The sequence below is a fragment of the Bacillus sp. FSL H8-0492 genome (assembly GCF_038006145.1).
Lineage (GTDB): Bacteria > Bacillota > Bacilli > Bacillales > Bacillaceae_G > Bacillus_A > Bacillus_A mycoides.
Map to the genome: position 1 here is coordinate 2,399,967 of NZ_JBBOUP010000001.1, position 15,216 is coordinate 2,415,182.

The 15,216-nt window shown below is 31.0% G+C and carries 14 protein-coding genes and 2 pseudogenes; 12 read left to right on the forward strand and 4 right to left on the reverse strand.

The annotated features are described in order from the left end of the window. The first annotated feature begins 390 nt into the window (after positions 1-390). The 3 genes from MHH66_RS12345 to MHH66_RS12355 all read left to right on the forward strand — a co-directional run bounded on the left by MHH66_RS12345 (position 391) and on the right by MHH66_RS12355 (position 3,854). Positions 391-1,161, forward strand: coding sequence for a GNAT family N-acetyltransferase (locus MHH66_RS12345; protein ID WP_078184983.1), 771 nt, complete (start codon positions 391-393; stop codon positions 1,159-1,161). A gap of 580 nt (positions 1,162-1,741) precedes the next feature. Next, complete coding sequence (locus MHH66_RS12350; protein WP_002013348.1) at positions 1,742-2,437, forward strand: CsxC family protein; 696 nt, start codon at positions 1,742-1,744, stop codon at positions 2,435-2,437. Positions 2,438-2,564: 127 nt separating this feature from the next. Next, positions 2,565-3,854, forward strand: a complete 1,290-nt coding sequence (locus tag MHH66_RS12355) for a BC_2427 family protein (RefSeq protein ID WP_197236017.1) — start codon at positions 2,565-2,567, stop codon at positions 3,852-3,854. A gap of 363 nt (positions 3,855-4,217) precedes the next feature. Here MHH66_RS12355 and MHH66_RS12360 read toward each other — a convergent pair whose 3' ends face one another. Next, positions 4,218-4,649, reverse strand: a complete 432-nt coding sequence (locus MHH66_RS12360; RefSeq protein WP_012261114.1) for a GNAT family N-acetyltransferase — start codon at positions 4,647-4,649, stop codon at positions 4,218-4,220. Between the two features lie 226 nt (positions 4,650-4,875). On the opposite strand from MHH66_RS12360, the gene MHH66_RS12365 reads away from it, so the two are divergent. Continuing rightward, positions 4,876-5,736 (forward strand): DegV family protein, encoded by an 861-nt coding sequence (locus MHH66_RS12365; protein WP_078184984.1) that lies wholly within the window; start codon positions 4,876-4,878, stop codon positions 5,734-5,736. A gap of 52 nt (positions 5,737-5,788) precedes the next feature. On the opposite strand, the gene MHH66_RS12370 is transcribed toward MHH66_RS12365, so the two are convergent. After that, positions 5,789-5,992 (reverse strand): hypothetical protein, encoded by a 204-nt coding sequence (locus MHH66_RS12370; protein ID WP_078184985.1) that lies wholly within the window; start codon positions 5,990-5,992, stop codon positions 5,789-5,791. A 463-nt stretch (positions 5,993-6,455) separates the two neighbouring features. Between MHH66_RS12370 and MHH66_RS12375 the strand changes: the two genes are divergently transcribed. Next, entirely contained in the window at positions 6,456-7,724 is a 1,269-nt protein-coding gene (locus tag MHH66_RS12375; protein WP_002189897.1) for a helix-turn-helix domain-containing protein, read from the forward strand. Positions 7,725-7,940: 216 nt separating this feature from the next. Here the strand turns inward: MHH66_RS12375 and MHH66_RS12380 are convergent, their stop codons facing one another. After that, the gene (locus tag MHH66_RS12380) at positions 7,941-8,528 is read right to left on the reverse strand and encodes a GNAT family N-acetyltransferase (protein ID WP_002189896.1); all 588 of its coding nucleotides are present in this window, start codon (positions 8,526-8,528) and stop codon (positions 7,941-7,943) included. A 169-nt stretch (positions 8,529-8,697) separates the two neighbouring features. Here MHH66_RS12380 and MHH66_RS28595 point away from each other — a divergent pair. The 5 genes and pseudogenes from MHH66_RS28595 to MHH66_RS12400 form a co-directional block, all read left to right on the forward strand. Next, positions 8,698-8,772 (forward strand): annotated as a pseudogene (locus MHH66_RS28595) (DUF3888 domain-containing protein); the annotation flags it as partial. 210 nt (positions 8,773-8,982) lie between these two features. Next, positions 8,983-10,599 (forward strand): annotated as a pseudogene (locus tag MHH66_RS12385) (M3 family metallopeptidase). Between the two features lie 13 nt (positions 10,600-10,612). Then, complete coding sequence (locus tag MHH66_RS12390; protein ID WP_078185902.1) at positions 10,613-11,314, forward strand: 5'-methylthioadenosine/adenosylhomocysteine nucleosidase; 702 nt, start codon at positions 10,613-10,615, stop codon at positions 11,312-11,314. Between the two features lie 29 nt (positions 11,315-11,343). Then, positions 11,344-12,018, forward strand: a complete 675-nt coding sequence (locus MHH66_RS12395; protein ID WP_078185903.1) for an HAD family hydrolase — start codon at positions 11,344-11,346, stop codon at positions 12,016-12,018. Between the two features lie 130 nt (positions 12,019-12,148). Further along, entirely contained in the window at positions 12,149-12,562 is a 414-nt protein-coding gene (locus MHH66_RS12400; RefSeq protein ID WP_078185904.1) for a GNAT family N-acetyltransferase, read from the forward strand. 39 nt (positions 12,563-12,601) lie between these two features. On the opposite strand, the gene MHH66_RS12405 is transcribed toward MHH66_RS12400, so the two are convergent. Next, entirely contained in the window at positions 12,602-13,018 is a 417-nt protein-coding gene (locus MHH66_RS12405; RefSeq protein ID WP_078185905.1) for a hypothetical protein, read from the reverse strand. Between the two features lie 121 nt (positions 13,019-13,139). Here MHH66_RS12405 and MHH66_RS12410 point away from each other — a divergent pair, with 121 nt between their 5' ends. Both MHH66_RS12410 and MHH66_RS12415 read left to right on the forward strand, forming a co-directional pair. Next, a complete protein-coding gene (locus tag MHH66_RS12410) occupies positions 13,140-13,787 on the forward strand; it encodes a response regulator transcription factor (protein WP_078185906.1) in 648 nt (215 codons plus the stop codon). Beyond that, positions 13,780-15,156: a sensor histidine kinase gene (locus MHH66_RS12415; protein WP_078185907.1), complete on the forward strand. Its 1,377-nt coding sequence runs from the start codon at positions 13,780-13,782 to the stop codon at positions 15,154-15,156. The genes MHH66_RS12410 and MHH66_RS12415 overlap by 8 nt, the downstream gene beginning before the upstream one ends. The last annotated feature ends 60 nt before the right edge of the window (positions 15,157-15,216 follow it).

Sequence of the window (15,216 nt, forward strand, 5' to 3'; positions counted from 1 at the left end):
AGAATATCGGGATGTGTGTATTTTCATATTGAGGAATTACAAATTTTTCGTTTTGGGAAACAATGTATTAATTGAGTGGATAGTTATGTGGTATGCTCCTAATGCTATCTATTATTTGTGAATAATAATGTTTTTACCTGTAAATAGAAAATGAGATATGAGGACTAAAATGAATCTGAAAATAGCAATTCTTGATTGGTAAATCATTTCAATGAAATTAGATGTTATAATAAAATTGAATTTACGTATAATTTATAATCATTTGATATTTGAGAGTTGAGTTTCATAGACATTTACTTAGATAATAAATAAGTGTGTATAAGAATACTAATAAAAGTTAACTCATGAAAATGTTGAGTCTAGTTGATTTTAAAGAAAGCGGGAATGTAAATGATATATGAGGCAAAAATACATACAAGAAAAAAATTAGTTTCTATGTTCGAGGATTTTAATAATGTTGTTCTACTTTCTTATTTACAAGGACATATGGGCAATGCCTGGGTGAACGATCTTGAAAACCCGACAGTAGCGCAAATTACGGTAGGGATTTTCACATTTTACGCTGGGGATCCAAATGCAAAAGAGACAGAAGAGTTATTACGTAACATCCCTGAAAGAATTTTAGTAATCGTAAATAGTGATCAATGGAAAAAGCGTTTAGAAACATTCCATGAAAGAAAAATAGATAGGTTTTTACGATATAAATTTAAAAGAAATGCAGAAGTGTTTAATCGCTCAAAATTACAATCTTTTATAACTGCACTTCCAAAAGGATATGAATTAAGAAAAATAGATGAGCATATCGCAAATAATCCAACATTACACAACGTTTCTGAAGATTTTACAAGTCAATTTCGATCAATAGATGATTATGTAAATCGAGGTATAGGTTATAGCATTTTGTATAATGGAGAAGTCGTATGCGGTGCATCATCATATAGTATTTATAATGATGGTATTGAAATTGAAGTTGCTACTGATCTTGATCATAGAAGAAAGGGATTGGCAACTGTAGTTTGTGCGACCTTAATATTGGATTGTTTAGAAAAGGGGAGGTATCCAAACTGGGACGCAGCGAATAGTACTTCTGTCAAATTAGCAGAAAAGCTAGGGTATGTTTTTGATAAGGCATATGATACTTATTTTGTAAATAATAAGTGAATGAACGGGAGCGTGTACGGATTGTACAACGTCATAAGACTAGTAAATTAACGTTTAGTAGTCTTATTTTTTATAATTGCAAACAAAAACTAAACTATCCAAAGATAAAAAGGTATTAAAAGAGATGTTAATAAATGAAATTAAGGGAAAAGAATGACGACAAGATTGGTTTCCTAAGAAGAGTTGATAAATTTTAGAATAAAACAATGATATTAATGATAAGGATGAAGGGATTCCGCAAGAATTTGGGTATAAAAACCGACTTTTTTTAGTCGGTTTTTATTTTTTTCAACAGTAGAGTGATACTAATATTGATTTTTCTTCTATTACTAGTGAATATAATTAACACATCAGTTCCTACTTCCACGATGAGGGTTCAGAAATTCTCTTTTTATATAGGTAGATAATCATAAAGGCTTAATATATTAAGTTATGTGTGTTTAACTAACAATAAATTTGCTATTTTTTTGTAAATGATGAAAGTAACTATTATACAAACCCACGCATTAATAGAAGAGATACATATACAGTATAGAGAGTTAAAAAACTCCAAAATATTGTATAAAGGAGATTATAAAATATGAGCGAACAATGCCCAATTAATGTACCATGTCAGGTAGATGGACAAACTCAAACGCCATTAAGTGATGCAGCTGCAACACCAATTCTTACTCCAGGAACACCGATTGTAAAAATACCAGTTGTATTAGCAGAAAGAACAATTCAAATTGTTGTAGAATCTGATATTTCATTAGATCCTCCAGCAACTGAGATTAAACGTGTGTTAAAAAATGTATTTTTAACACAATGTAAGTTAGTTCCTGTAGCATTTACTCCAGTACCAGGTACAAATTACCGCCGAGTTACAAGAGCAAAATTATTTGTACAAGGATATATTCGTAAAAATATTGAATATGCAAATGATGAGTGTAATGGAGTGCTATATGATCGTATTGCAAATGTTCCATTTTCTGGTTTTGCAGATTTAACAGCAGCTGATTTTCTATCACAAGCTGTAGTAGCTTCTTCCTCAGATACTACATCTCACTTTATTAATCCTAAAAATGGTGATTTACCACGTTTAGACAAATACTTCTTCGAAAATACAGTTTTTTATAATGAACAACCATATTGTGAATTAGTAAGCGCACAATTTTTCGAATTAGACTTTTCACCTTGTCCAACAGAATTAAACGAGCCATTTGGAACTCTTCGTGAAAAAATTGTACTAGATCTTACTTTAAAAGTTTTACAAGTACAACAAGTACAAGTATAAGACTAAAAAAGCATTGTCTTTAATAAAAAGACAATGTCTTTTTTATTATTATAAAACATATATAATGATGGAATGGTCGCGTACAAAAAGCATATTTTTATGAATTTCATCAGATGGGGGGATGGTGATGAATAAGCCATGGGTTGGTAAGGAAATATGGAACAAAGTTTACAAATGGAAAATGCTGAATGTTCAAGATGATTCGCGCGAAATAAGAGAAAAAAAGGAAAGTAAAGAAACAGAGTCAAAAAAAGAAGATAAAGCAATGGGAATAGAGAAAGAAAGTAAAGAAACAGAGTCAAAAAAAGAAGATAAAGCAATGGGGATAGAGAAAGAAAGTAAAGAAACAGAGTCGAAAAAAGAAGATAAAGCAATGGGAATAGAGAAAGAAAGTAAAGAAACAGAGTCAAAAAAAGAAGATAAAGTAATTGGAATAGAGAAAGAGAGTGAAAAAACTGGATTAACAAAAGAAAATAAAGCGATTGGATTAGAGGAAGAAGAGGTGAAAATTGAATCAGTAAAAGAATATGAAGAAAGAGAATTAGAGAAAGAAGAAATAGCAATTGAATCAAACAAAGAAAGTGAAGAGACTGAACCAGCAAAAGAAAATAAAGTGATTGGATTAGAGAAAGTAGAAGTAGCAAATGAATCAGAGAAAAAAAGTGAAGAAACTGAATCAAAGAGAGAAAGTATAGGTTTAGGATCAAAAATAGAGACTTCAGTGCATTCAATGGTAGTGAAAACGCCATTTTCTATTATTTCAGAAGTGTCTAGCTTTAAAGTATTTCCAAAAATAAATGTGAAAAATCAAGATGCATTTGTATTTCGAAATGAAAAAGATGCGGAGGGGCGTGAATTAGATTCTAAGTTATTAACTACAGTGCAACAGTATCATTCGGAGGCTTATTGTAAATTAGTTTCTTTAAATCTTCATGAAAAGAGAGTGCTTGTTGAATTATATAATCAAAAAGTTAAAGGGAATAATGAAGAGAATAAGGTAGAGACATCTTCATGGATTCCTATTCACAGCATAATATTAGAGAGTGAAAATGGGGGAGAAGTAAGTAATTATATAACAGCCAGACTACCAATAGAAATAGGAAGATATAAAGGTGAAATTAGTTTACGAGAAAAAGTGGTATTTACAGAAAAAGTGATAGGAATAAAAGAGGTGGAACAGGAGATTATTTTGACAAAAACCGAATTTTTAGTACCAAAAGTAAAAAAGAATGGACAAAATAAATTTACAGTTGAAAAAGGGAGCTTATTGGTAGAAGGATATATATATCAATGTATTGAATACATATCAGAACAAAGTACATTTCATGACAATGTGTATCAGTTAGTACAAAATATTGTATTGGAATTAATCATTCAAGTGATACAAGAACAGGAAGTACAAGTGCGAATTACATAAAAATGATTATATTCCCTTGATTAGCTCATTATTTTTATTCGTAGCGTATTAATGCGTAATCTTTTGTAAATCATTCAGTGCTATAGAATATCCTCCAAACGGTTTATCCTCAATGAATTCATTTTAATATTTATGAAGGACGATATTATTGCTAGCTAGGATAGTTACTTAATTGTATGAATTTCTTCAGGTTTAAGTTTTAAAAAGGTGCTAACAAGTTTGTCAACGAACTTGCTAACACTTATTAAAAACGGGTATAAAATGTGGCGTAAATGTTGTTTGAATAAAGAAGCTAATTCACAGATAATTGCTTGTATAATCTGATGTGTAATACAAAGTGCATTGACTCCTTTTTTACAAAACTCACAATTTAAATAGTAAAACATGTTTATCGTAATTTTCCAAACACCAATTATATTTTTTTAGAATAATTGGGTGGACAACTTCTTTCGTAGTATCGACTTCAGTATAGCCATATTTTTTATAAAAGTTTTCTAGTTCCTCGAAAGGAAGACAATACACATTTTGTATTTGTAATTTTTTCGCAGTTTGTACTAAAAATGATACGAGTTCCCCAGCTAATTGTAGACCCCTGAATTTAGGGAGAATAAAAATCCCACCCATTTCAATAGTATTTTCATCTATTTGGACTAAACGTCCAACACCTGCATACTCGTTGTTGTATGTAATGATCGCAACTGTGTCTTGTGTTAAATCACTTGGTACAAATCCTATCGATTCATAATGATTATTAACCCATTCTAAATCATTAGATGTAGCTAGTTGAATACTCATATGTATCCTCCCTCAGAAAAAATGTAATATTCTCATTATACACAGTGTAATAACTTGTAAAAAGAGGTTAAAATGAAATCATTTTTATTTGCAGTTCAAGTTTTGAATAATAGTGCATACAATATAAAGTCTTTTCCTTTCTTCATTTTAGTTTTACGTATATAATTTAAAAGTAATATTTTTTATTTTATTTATTATATATTTATAACAGAATAGAGGTTTAAAAATGGGTGTTAAAATCATTACGGATAGTGCGGCGGATTTACCGTTAGAATTGCTGCAAGCATATGATATTGATTTAATTCCACTCCGTGTATATGATGAAGCAGAAACAGAGTATTTAGATGGGGTTACATTAAAATCAGTTACTTTATTGCAAAAAATGAGAGAAGGCGCAGTTTATAAAACGTCATTGCCTTCACTTGAAACATTCCAAGAAAAATTTGTTTCCTATGCAAAAGAAGGTAACCCTTGTATATATTTAGCTTTTTCATCTGAATTGTCTGGTACATATCAATCGTCAGTTCTCATTAAAAAAGAAGTGAAAGAAACATACACTGATTTAGATTTAGAAATTATCGATACAAAATGTGCCTCACTCGGTCAGGGTATTGTCGTATTAGAGGCTGCAAAAATGGCAAAAGAGGGCGCATCGAAAGAAGAAATATTAAACCGTGTCGCTTTTCTAATGGAGCATATGGAGCATATCTTCACTGTAGCTGACTTACAGTACCTTGTTAGAGGTGGACGTTTAAGTAAAGTAGCCGGTTTCATCGGTGGTTTGCTAAACATTAAGCCAATCTTAAATGTGGATGAAGGAAAACTTGTACCACTTGAAAAGGTACGAGGGAAAAAGAAAGTATTAAGCCGAATTGTTGATATTATGGAAGAGCGTGGGAAAGACCTTAAAGGTCAAACAATCGGTATGACTCACGGTGATGATTTAGAAACTGCCGAAGCATTAAAAGTATTAATTACTGAAAGATTCGGTTGTGAAGTATTTATCGTAAATACAATTGGAGCTGCAATCGGAGCGCATACAGGACCAGGTGCGTTAACATTATTTTTCTTAAATGAAGTAGAGTAAAGGATTGATCTTTGGATCAATCCTTTTTTCTTTAAATAAAATATAGAATTTACTATTTATTAGTGCTTTGTTTTATAGGTAAGAAGGTATAAAGGAAACCAGTGAAGGCTAGTATGAAACCAAATGTTTCAGTATCATCAACTACTAAACCATTGTTCCACTGATAAAGGAAGGATGCTAGCAATAAAAGAGTAGCAGCGCCTCCAACATATCTTGCTATTTTTCGTGTTGAATCTTTTTTTGTTTTTACAATCATATTTGTCATCCTTTCATATTTACTAAATAATTCGACAAACTAATTTCTAGGATGTGATATTGATAATTCATCTATTGAGCTCATTTAATTTATTTTCATTTACAATAGATGTCTTCCATGTACTAGGTAAATGTAATTAACCGTTCGATCTATTTTAAGAATGATAGTTTACATGTAGTTAAATCCTTTTCATTAAGTTTATCGTAATTCAAGTATATGGCGCTGTCCTTGTTAATAACAAGTAGTAAAATTGTATGAAAAAAGTGGGCAAAAACCTTAAATTTAAACCATTAAATTTAACAAGCTATCTAGAAATAATCATAATATGAATGTAAAATTAAAATGAATGATACATTTTTTTACATTTGCGAAATTGTATATTTTATTTAGTATGAAAAATATGTAGATACATAATGACTTAATCAGTAAAAAGCATGAAATGGTTAATTAGGGAGAGAAAAAGATGGAAATAGGGGAACGTATTCGGCAAGTTCGTATGCATAAAGGATTGACACAGGGGGAGCTCGTATCAGAAATATGCTCAGTAACCTATTTAAGTAGAATTGAGAGTGGGAAAATCAAACCATCATCTTCTTTTTTAAAACAAGTTTCTAAGAAGCTGGGTGTTGATTGCGATTTTCTCATAGATGGCAATTACGAGGAGATAAAGCTTACTATTCTTGAAATATGTAATAAATATAAAAAAGATAAAATTATAACTGAAGCTGAATTATCTTTGTTAGAATTATACGTTCGTGAAGTGGACGCAATTCCTTTATTATTAAAGACGTATGGCGTCATCATATACTATCATGTCCGAAATAAAAACTTATTATATGTGAAGTTATTTGTAGATCAAGCTTCGCAAATGATTCCAAGTCAGGTGGAAATGCAAGATACTGAGGATTATATTTATTACTTAAGAGCTCGAGGTCTTTATTTTTCTAATAAAGGTGAATATTTTACAGCATATGAAGTTTACAAAAAGATAGAAAATATGCTGGAACTAGAAGAGACAGAGTTACACGCAGATACGTATTACAATCTAAGTATAGTAAGTCAGAATCTTAATAAAGATCAAAGTATTAGTCGCATATATGCAAAAAAAGCATATAAATTATATGAAAAGTTTAATATAGAACAATATAAAATTTATGCGCTAATACTTCTTGCGATGCAATATAACAAAGATAAACAGTATGAACAAGCATATGAAACTTTAAAACAAGTAGAAAATGAATCGAAGGTGGAAAATGAGCCATTAAATTTATGTTTTTTGAAATATAATTACGGGAAAATTTATCAAGCATTAAAAGATTATAAAAATGCAATAAAGTGTTACGAGGAAAACTTGATTCTTTGTGAGTATTTACCAAACAAAGAAGGTAAGGTATATACAATTCGGAATTTAATAGAAATTTATATAGAATTAAAAGATTGGCAAACAGTAACTAAACTTATAGATGAGGCATTTGAAATTTTATCGATTTGTGATGTACCGTATGCCCATGTTCAACTATATGGATTTAGAGCGGAAAAATCTAAAATATGGGCAGATTATAATGGATATGAGAAGAATATGAAAACAGCAATTGAGATGGGGATAGAAAAACAGCAATATAGCTTGGTTACTGAATTAGCTTATAAATTAGGAGATTATTATTATGAGAATCGTTCCTATAAATTATCTGCAAAGTATTTTAAAATATCAGCTGAAAATAAAATGGATTAAAACAGGGTTTCAGTAATATGTTTTCTTAGTTTATAAATTATTAGAGGTTATCCTAAAGAGTACGTGTTTTAACGCCCTTAGGGAGAAACTTTTTTTATCCCGCATTAGCGGTTCTGTATGGAAAGAACCGCTAATGTGAATTGCATATGCGAAACAAAATAAAAAAGAAAAAGCCAATGTCCTTAACGTATGGAAATTGGTTTTTGTTTATCTGTATTATAGAAACTGGCCAACTGGAAAATCAAGATTGATAGTGGTATGGCACAACATTGATTTATGGAAGTTCGCTTTCTTTGAAAACAAACGCATTAAAACAACAACTTCTAAGGATTCACTAGATAAAGCATCTTCATCTTCTCTACCAATAAGCACTATATCCGGTAAAACAGGCCAGGAACCAGCGCGATTATAAAAGTGAGCTAAAGATGGTTTACATGTGAATATACCGAAATCTATATTGCTTTGTTTTTCAATCCATTCAGTAGCTGCAGCAACTGTTTGTAAACCTAAACCTTGCCCATGATAATCAGGATCAGTCGCTACACAACTAAGGCCGGCTATATTAAATATTTGCCCATTATGATGGATAGTTTTGCGCACTACACCTGCATAGCTGACTAACTTTCCATCTATGTAGGAATAAAATGAGTGTACATTAAATTCTTTAAGGTGAGTTTCTGAAATTGTTTCCTTAGGCGTGGAATCGAAATCTGGCCAAACCTGCTGTAGCATTACAGCAATTTCGCGTCGTAATGCATCAGATGCTTGATTATAGTCGGTTGATTGTACAATATGAGTTGTCATAAGTTATTCTCTCACTTTCTACTATGTTTAAATTCTATATATACTCAGTAAAAGCCAGCATCTTTAGATATCGTTAGGGTGGTATTTTTTTCAATTTGTTTGAAATATATTTAAAAATCAGTTCCAGTCATTCGAGCTAGCATAAATATTATTAAAAATATTGACTCTTCATGTTGTAACAATTACTTATAACATTAATCCAAGTGGAGTGAAAGTTATAAACTTCAAACAAAAGAAAGAGTAAATAAACAGTGTAGTCTATACGAACCTAGAAATTCCCTAGCAGAAGTAGTAATACTTACAACTTATATAAATAGGAAGAAATAGAAAATGAAATATCAAATTACATTCATGTAAATTTGAATATTTCAAGATATTAAAATTTTGATAGTTCATATATAATAGTGAAAAGAGTATAATTTTGTAACTAATTGTAAAAAAAGGAGGGTGCAAAATGAATAAAATAATACAAGCCCAATCTCAATGGGATTTGGACAGGCTATATCCTCAAGAACAAAGCTTTACGTTTTCTATAGAAACGATAGAAGATTAAAAATTGAATATAAAGCAACAAAAGACTCAGTAATCCTTTCACAACTTATACAGGCTATCTAAAGCAGAATATTACTTATATTGCCGTGCTGCTGAAGATGAGAAGCATCCTGAAGATACTTTACTAAGTGTAAAAGTAAATCAATTAAAGAAAGAAGTTCAACTATTAATAGAATCTAGTAAGGGACAAAGTGTTAATACAAATCATTCAAGTATTAAACTAATAGAAAATGAATTAAAAGCTTGGGAAGATATGTATACACAATTAAGAAGTAAGATAGAAGTAATACACGATAAAGAGACTTTATCATTTGGACAAGCAAATTACGTTGCGATGAATAGTGATGATCATAATGAAAGATTAATAGTATTTGATTCTCTTACAAATACTTTGAATAAGGAAAAAGATATCTTTGCTACTGTATTGAATCAAATAGGAAGATTACGTCATGCTAAAAGTGATGAAATGGAAGGGACAGAGATTTTAAAACAATCACTACAAGCAAATGGCATCTCTGAAACTGCATTATCCCAAATGTGGAATGCAACGGAACAAAATCTTACGAAGCTAGTAATTGCGTTAAACGGTTATAAAAAAAGAAAGAATTCAATTACATGGTACGAGCTAATGACATGGAAAGAAAGTAATGAGACTGATATTCCTTTTTCAGTAGCAGCAAAAAACATATATGATGCACTAAAAAATATAGATGAAGAATTGGCACAGTTCGCACAGAATGCAATAGCCAATGGCTGGATCGATGCTGAACCGAGAGATAATAAACCGCCGGGTGGATTTTGTGCTCCTTTTTTCAGTGAAAAAGAATCTCGCATTTCACTTCGTTATGATGGAACAATTGATAGTGTAAGAGTACTTGCTCATGAACTGGGACACGCTTGGCACTTTTATGTTATGAGTCTTGAACAATTTACAACATTTTTAGATGATTATCTGCCAATGAGTACAGCAGAATCAGCTTCTATTTTCTTTGAGATGGTGCTTGTAGATCACTTAATAAAAACAGCAGAATGTACAGAAATGAAAAAGTCATTGCTTAGCTGGAAAATAAGAAATAGTTTTAATTATGTTATGGCAATTCGTGCATCGTTTCAGTTTGAGAAGAAGTTTTATGAAGAGTGCAAGGAAGGTCCTTTAAGTGCTGATGAAATTGAGAAATTATCTATAGCAGCGCAAGAAAAGGCATACGGAAATGCACTAACAGAATATCAGCCGTTTGTTTGGATGAAATACGTTCAGTTTTATATAGCAGACGTTCCTTTTTATAATTATCCATACACATTTGGTTATTTAGTAAGTTTTAGTTTACTAGAATTAGCGAAAGAAAATAAAAGTGAATTTCATTTGAGTTATAAAGAATTTTTGCGAGAAACGGGAAAAGCTCCAGTTGAAGAACTTATGAAAATACATTTTGAAATCGATTTAACAAATTATGAATTTTGGAATAAAGCTTTTATGCAAATTCATAAAGATATTGATGAATATTTGCAAATTAATTAAGGGGACTACATACATGAACAGAATCGGTATTATCGGAGCAATGCAAATTGAAATAGACTTACTTTTAGAAAAACTACATATAAAAGAGGAACATACAATTGCGGGAATGCCTTTTTATAAAGGAAACTACATGGATACAGAAATTATTGTTACGCGATGTGGTGTAGGAAAAGTAAATGCTGCCGTATGTACACAAATATTAATTAATAAATTTGATGTGAATTCTATCATTAATACAGGTGTTGCGGGTGGATTACATCCAGATGTGAAAATTGGCGATCTAGTTATTTCTACAAATGTTACGCATCATGATGTTAATAAAAATCAAATGAAGAATCTATTTCCGTTTCAAGAAGCTTTTCATGCAAGCGAGGGATTAAGAGATTTAGCCCGAAAAGCTGTTAATAGTAGTAGTTTAAATATTACTTTTCATGAAGGAAGAATCGTCAGCGGAGAATGCTTCGTCGAGGATTCAAAATTAAAGGAGCAATTAGTCACTGAATATGCACCACATTGTACTGAAATGGAAGGGGCAGCAATTGGGCATGTAGCTCATATAAATGACATACCATTTCTTGTTATAAGAAGTATTTCTGATAGTGCAGATGATGAGGCGCAAGTTTCATATGATGATTTCGCGAAAACTGCAGCGAATTATTGTTCAGAAATTATTGTTGAGATGCTTAAAAATATTTCGAGTAAAGCTGTATTGTAGTTCATAAGTAAAGAATGGGAGAGAATATCATGTTACAAGCACTAATTTTCGATATGGATGGAACTTTATTTCAAACAGATAAAATTTTAGAGTTATCACTAGATGATACATTTGATCATTTACGGTCACTACAATTATGGGATACGATAACACCAATTGATAAATATCGTGAAATTATGGGTGTACCTTTACCTAAAGTTTGGGAAGCTTTATTACCTAATCACTCTAATGAAGTAAGGGAACAAACAGATGCATATTTTTTAGAAAGACTAATTGAAAATATAAAGAGCGGAAATGGTGCTTTATATCCGAATGTAAAGGAAGTTTTTAGTTTTATAAAAGAAAATAACTGTTCCATTTACATTGCTAGTAATGGTTTAACGGAATATTTACAGGCAATCGTATCTTATTATGATTTAGACCAATGGATTACGGAAACATTCAGTATTGAACAAATACACTCGCTAAATAAAGGTGATTTAGTTAAAGGTATTTTGAAGAGGTATGATATAAAAGAAGCAGCGGTAGTTGGGGATCGTTTATCGGATATTAATGCGGCAAAAGATAATGGTTTAATTGCGATTGGATGTAATTTTGATTTTGCACAAGAAGATGAGCTTGCTCATGCTGATTTCGTAATTGATGATTTAATGGAACTGAAGGGGATATTACCAGAATTGAAGAATACGTACATAACAAAATGAATAAGTTCACATTCAAATGAATGCTCAGGATAATATATTCTTGGGCATTTTTATTTTTCAAAAAGATACATTTGGATAGAGAAAGTGGGAGATTAAGCTGGAAGATATACAAATAAAACAAATTGGAGATCTGCTAAAATATGAGGTCAATCACCTTGTCCAGGAAAGTAAAGAAGAAGGATTTAACTTCTTAATAAAACTAATAAATGAATATGAAAGTAAAAGAAATACATTTAGTAAAACAGGTGAATGTTTATATGGAATCTTTCGGGGGGATACGTTAATTGGAATCGGGGGATTAAATCAAGATCCGTATACGAAAGATAATAAGATTGGCCGATTGAGGAGATTTTATATTTCAAAGGATTATCGGCGCAGCGGATTAGGGGAGTTGTTATTAAAGAAACTATTAAGACATGCGGAAAAGTATTTTCACGTTGTTGTTCTATATACGGATACAAAGCGAGGTGATGAGTTTTATAGCGCGAATGGATTTGTAAAAATCGGAAATTATAAAGGTTCAAGTCACCTGATAAGATTGTAGAAAGGTTCTATACTCAAGTATGGAACCTTTCTTATGCAATTACATCTTAACATTCATTTGTTTCAATAAACCCTTCGGATCACCTTTTACATAATAAAAATGCGGATTATTTTCATCATCGTAAAGCATAATGTAAGGTTTTTCATTAAGTGGGAGAAGGATGAGTACTTCATCGATTGTTGTATGTAACCATTGATTTATAATAGGAACAGGTTTCGATAATGGGATTTTTATCATATGTCCATCTTTCGGAACGACATTTAAGTTTTTAAATGGACCAGTAATTGATTTTGCGTATTGAACTGCTTCTTTTTGAATGGCTGAATCTAAAGATTGTTTTTGGACTACCATTTCTTTTTTGCAATCAAATACTTCAATTTGTTTATTTGTATTTGCGAACGCATTTGTTGATAATAAAAAGAAGAGAAGAGTAATGAATCCTATTTTTTTGAACATGAAACAACACCTCACACTTACTATACCCTCAAACGTTGTAAATATTTTCATGTCACATTGATGTAACAAAGAAGTTGTATGATAAAATTGATATTTGTTTATAAGTAATGGAGGAAATGTAATGAAAGTATTAATCGCAGATGATGAACAAGATATGCTGAAAATTTTAAAAGCGTATTTTGAAAAAGAAGGCTTCGAAGTTTTATTAGCAAAAGATGGAGAGGAAGCACTTCAAATATTTTATGATGAGAAAATTGACTTAGCTATTTTAGACTGGATGATGCCGAAAAGTAGTGGTATTACTGTTTGTCAGGAAATAAAAAAGAATTCGAGTGTAAAAGTATTAATGCTTACTGCGAAAAGTGAAAGTGAAGATGAATTAGCAGCTCTTCAAAGCGGGGCAGATGAGTATGTGAAAAAACCATTTCACCCAGGAGTGCTAATTACGCGAGCGAAAAAGCTTGTACAGCATGAAGATATTATTCAAGTTCAAGATTTAAAAATAGATTTCACCAAAAATAAAGTATATAAAAATGAGAAAGAATTAGACATTACAAAGACAGAATTACAATTAATAAAGTGCTTTTTAAATCATAAAGGCACGATTTTAACGAGGAAAAAGTTGTTAGATATCGTCTGGGGATTTGATTATTTTGGGGAAGAGCGAACAGTTGATACGCATGTAAGAAGATTACGTAAAAAAATAGGAGAAAATATTATAAAGACACATCGCGGTTTAGGATACAGTTTGGAGGAAGAGTGTGAATAAACTCGGTAAAAAGTTATTTTTCAGCATCTCTTTAACAGTCATCCTTATTTTTTCCATCTCTTTATTATTAATTAACTATTTTTTACCAAAATATAATGTGCACAAAACACGCGAAAGCTTAGAAGGCATTACAGCGCAAATCCAGTCAATACCGCGTAAAGAACTAGATGATGCTATAAATCGTATTGAAAATGAAGGTAATGTTACGATTGCGTACACATCAATAAATAGTTCAGAAGATGCTATTAATGAAGAATTACGCATGCAACTTACAAAAAAGAGAGTTGCATTGAATAAACTTTGGATTACAAAAGAAGAAATTACGAAAGTGAAGAACCTCGGACAATCGAATAAAATATATGATCAAGAAAAGATAAAATCTAGTTTTTTTGCGAAATACATTGCGAAAGATGATATGTTGATTTTAGTAGGAGTTTCTATCGCACATTCAAATGAAGTAATTAAAACGCTTAACTCATTTTATTTATACATTTTGGGACTCTCACTATTTCTTATTATCGTGCTCGTCTGGATTTTTTCAAAAACAATCACTACACCACTGAATGAATTGAGTGATGTCGCAGAAGATATTTCACGTCTGAAATTTAAACGGACGAAAGTTAAAACGAATGATGAAATAGGTGATTTAGCAAATAGTATAAACATTATGAGTGATAAATTACATGAAGCACATCAAGATTTAACAGATCGAAATGACCACTTAAAACGATTTATGGGCGATGTAACTCATGAATTAAAAACACCAATCGCATTAGTAAAAGCATATTCTATGGGAATAAAAGACGGTTTAGATGATGGCACATATGTTGATACAATCATTAAACAAACAGATCAAATTTCAAATTTAATTGAAGAGTTATTGCGATTTTCTAAACTAGAAAGAGATATTTTACAAAAAGAAGAATTCCCTATTGAACCACTAGTACAAAGTATAATAGATAAGCATAAGATTGAACTGGAGTCGAAAGAACTCAAGTTGCAAGTGAACTATAGTGTTGGTGACACGATTGTTTATGCTGATTTAAATAAAATGAGAATGGTCTTTCAAAATTTAATTTCTAATGCGATAAAATATACAACGAATCAAAATATAAAAATCATATTAGAAGAGAAAAATGGCATTGTGTATTTTCAAATTCAAAATGGTATTGCTGCTGAGGGCAGTAAAGAGATAGATAAAATTTGGGAGCCTTTTTACGTATTAGAGTCTTCACGTAGCAAAGAAAAATCAGGTACTGGATTAGGATTAGCGATTGTAAAAAGTATATTAGAAAGACATGGTTTTGAATACGGAGTTTCGGTAGAAGATGGAGGAATACAATTTTATATGTATATAGAAAGGAACTAATTGTCATTAGTTCCTTTTCTGTTATCTTGAAAGATTCGAATGTTTTACAAATTTCTCAAC

What these genes read in the sequence shown, in the direction of transcription:
- MHH66_RS12345 (WP_078184983.1), top strand. Translation starts at nt 391, where the DNA reads ATGATATATGAGGCAAAAATACATACAAGAAAAAAATTAGTTTCTATG.
- MHH66_RS12350 (WP_002013348.1), top strand. Translation starts at nt 1,742, where the DNA reads ATGAGCGAACAATGCCCAATTAATGTACCATGTCAGGTAGATGGACAA.
- MHH66_RS12355 (WP_197236017.1), top strand. Translation starts at nt 2,565, where the DNA reads ATGAATAAGCCATGGGTTGGTAAGGAAATATGGAACAAAGTTTACAAA.
- MHH66_RS12360 (WP_012261114.1), bottom strand. Translation starts at nt 4,649, where the DNA reads ATGAGTATTCAACTAGCTACATCTAATGATTTAGAATGGGTTAATAAT.
- MHH66_RS12365 (WP_078184984.1), top strand. Translation starts at nt 4,876, where the DNA reads ATGGGTGTTAAAATCATTACGGATAGTGCGGCGGATTTACCGTTAGAA.
- MHH66_RS12370 (WP_078184985.1), bottom strand. Translation starts at nt 5,992, where the DNA reads ATGATTGTAAAAACAAAAAAAGATTCAACACGAAAAATAGCAAGATAT.
- MHH66_RS12375 (WP_002189897.1), top strand. Translation starts at nt 6,456, where the DNA reads ATGGAAATAGGGGAACGTATTCGGCAAGTTCGTATGCATAAAGGATTG.
- MHH66_RS12380 (WP_002189896.1), bottom strand. Translation starts at nt 8,528, where the DNA reads ATGACAACTCATATTGTACAATCAACCGACTATAATCAAGCATCTGAT.
- MHH66_RS12390 (WP_078185902.1), top strand. Translation starts at nt 10,613, where the DNA reads ATGAACAGAATCGGTATTATCGGAGCAATGCAAATTGAAATAGACTTA.
- MHH66_RS12395 (WP_078185903.1), top strand. Translation starts at nt 11,344, where the DNA reads ATGTTACAAGCACTAATTTTCGATATGGATGGAACTTTATTTCAAACA.
- MHH66_RS12405 (WP_078185905.1), bottom strand. Translation starts at nt 13,018, where the DNA reads ATGTTCAAAAAAATAGGATTCATTACTCTTCTCTTCTTTTTATTATCA.
- MHH66_RS12410 (WP_078185906.1), top strand. Translation starts at nt 13,140, where the DNA reads ATGAAAGTATTAATCGCAGATGATGAACAAGATATGCTGAAAATTTTA.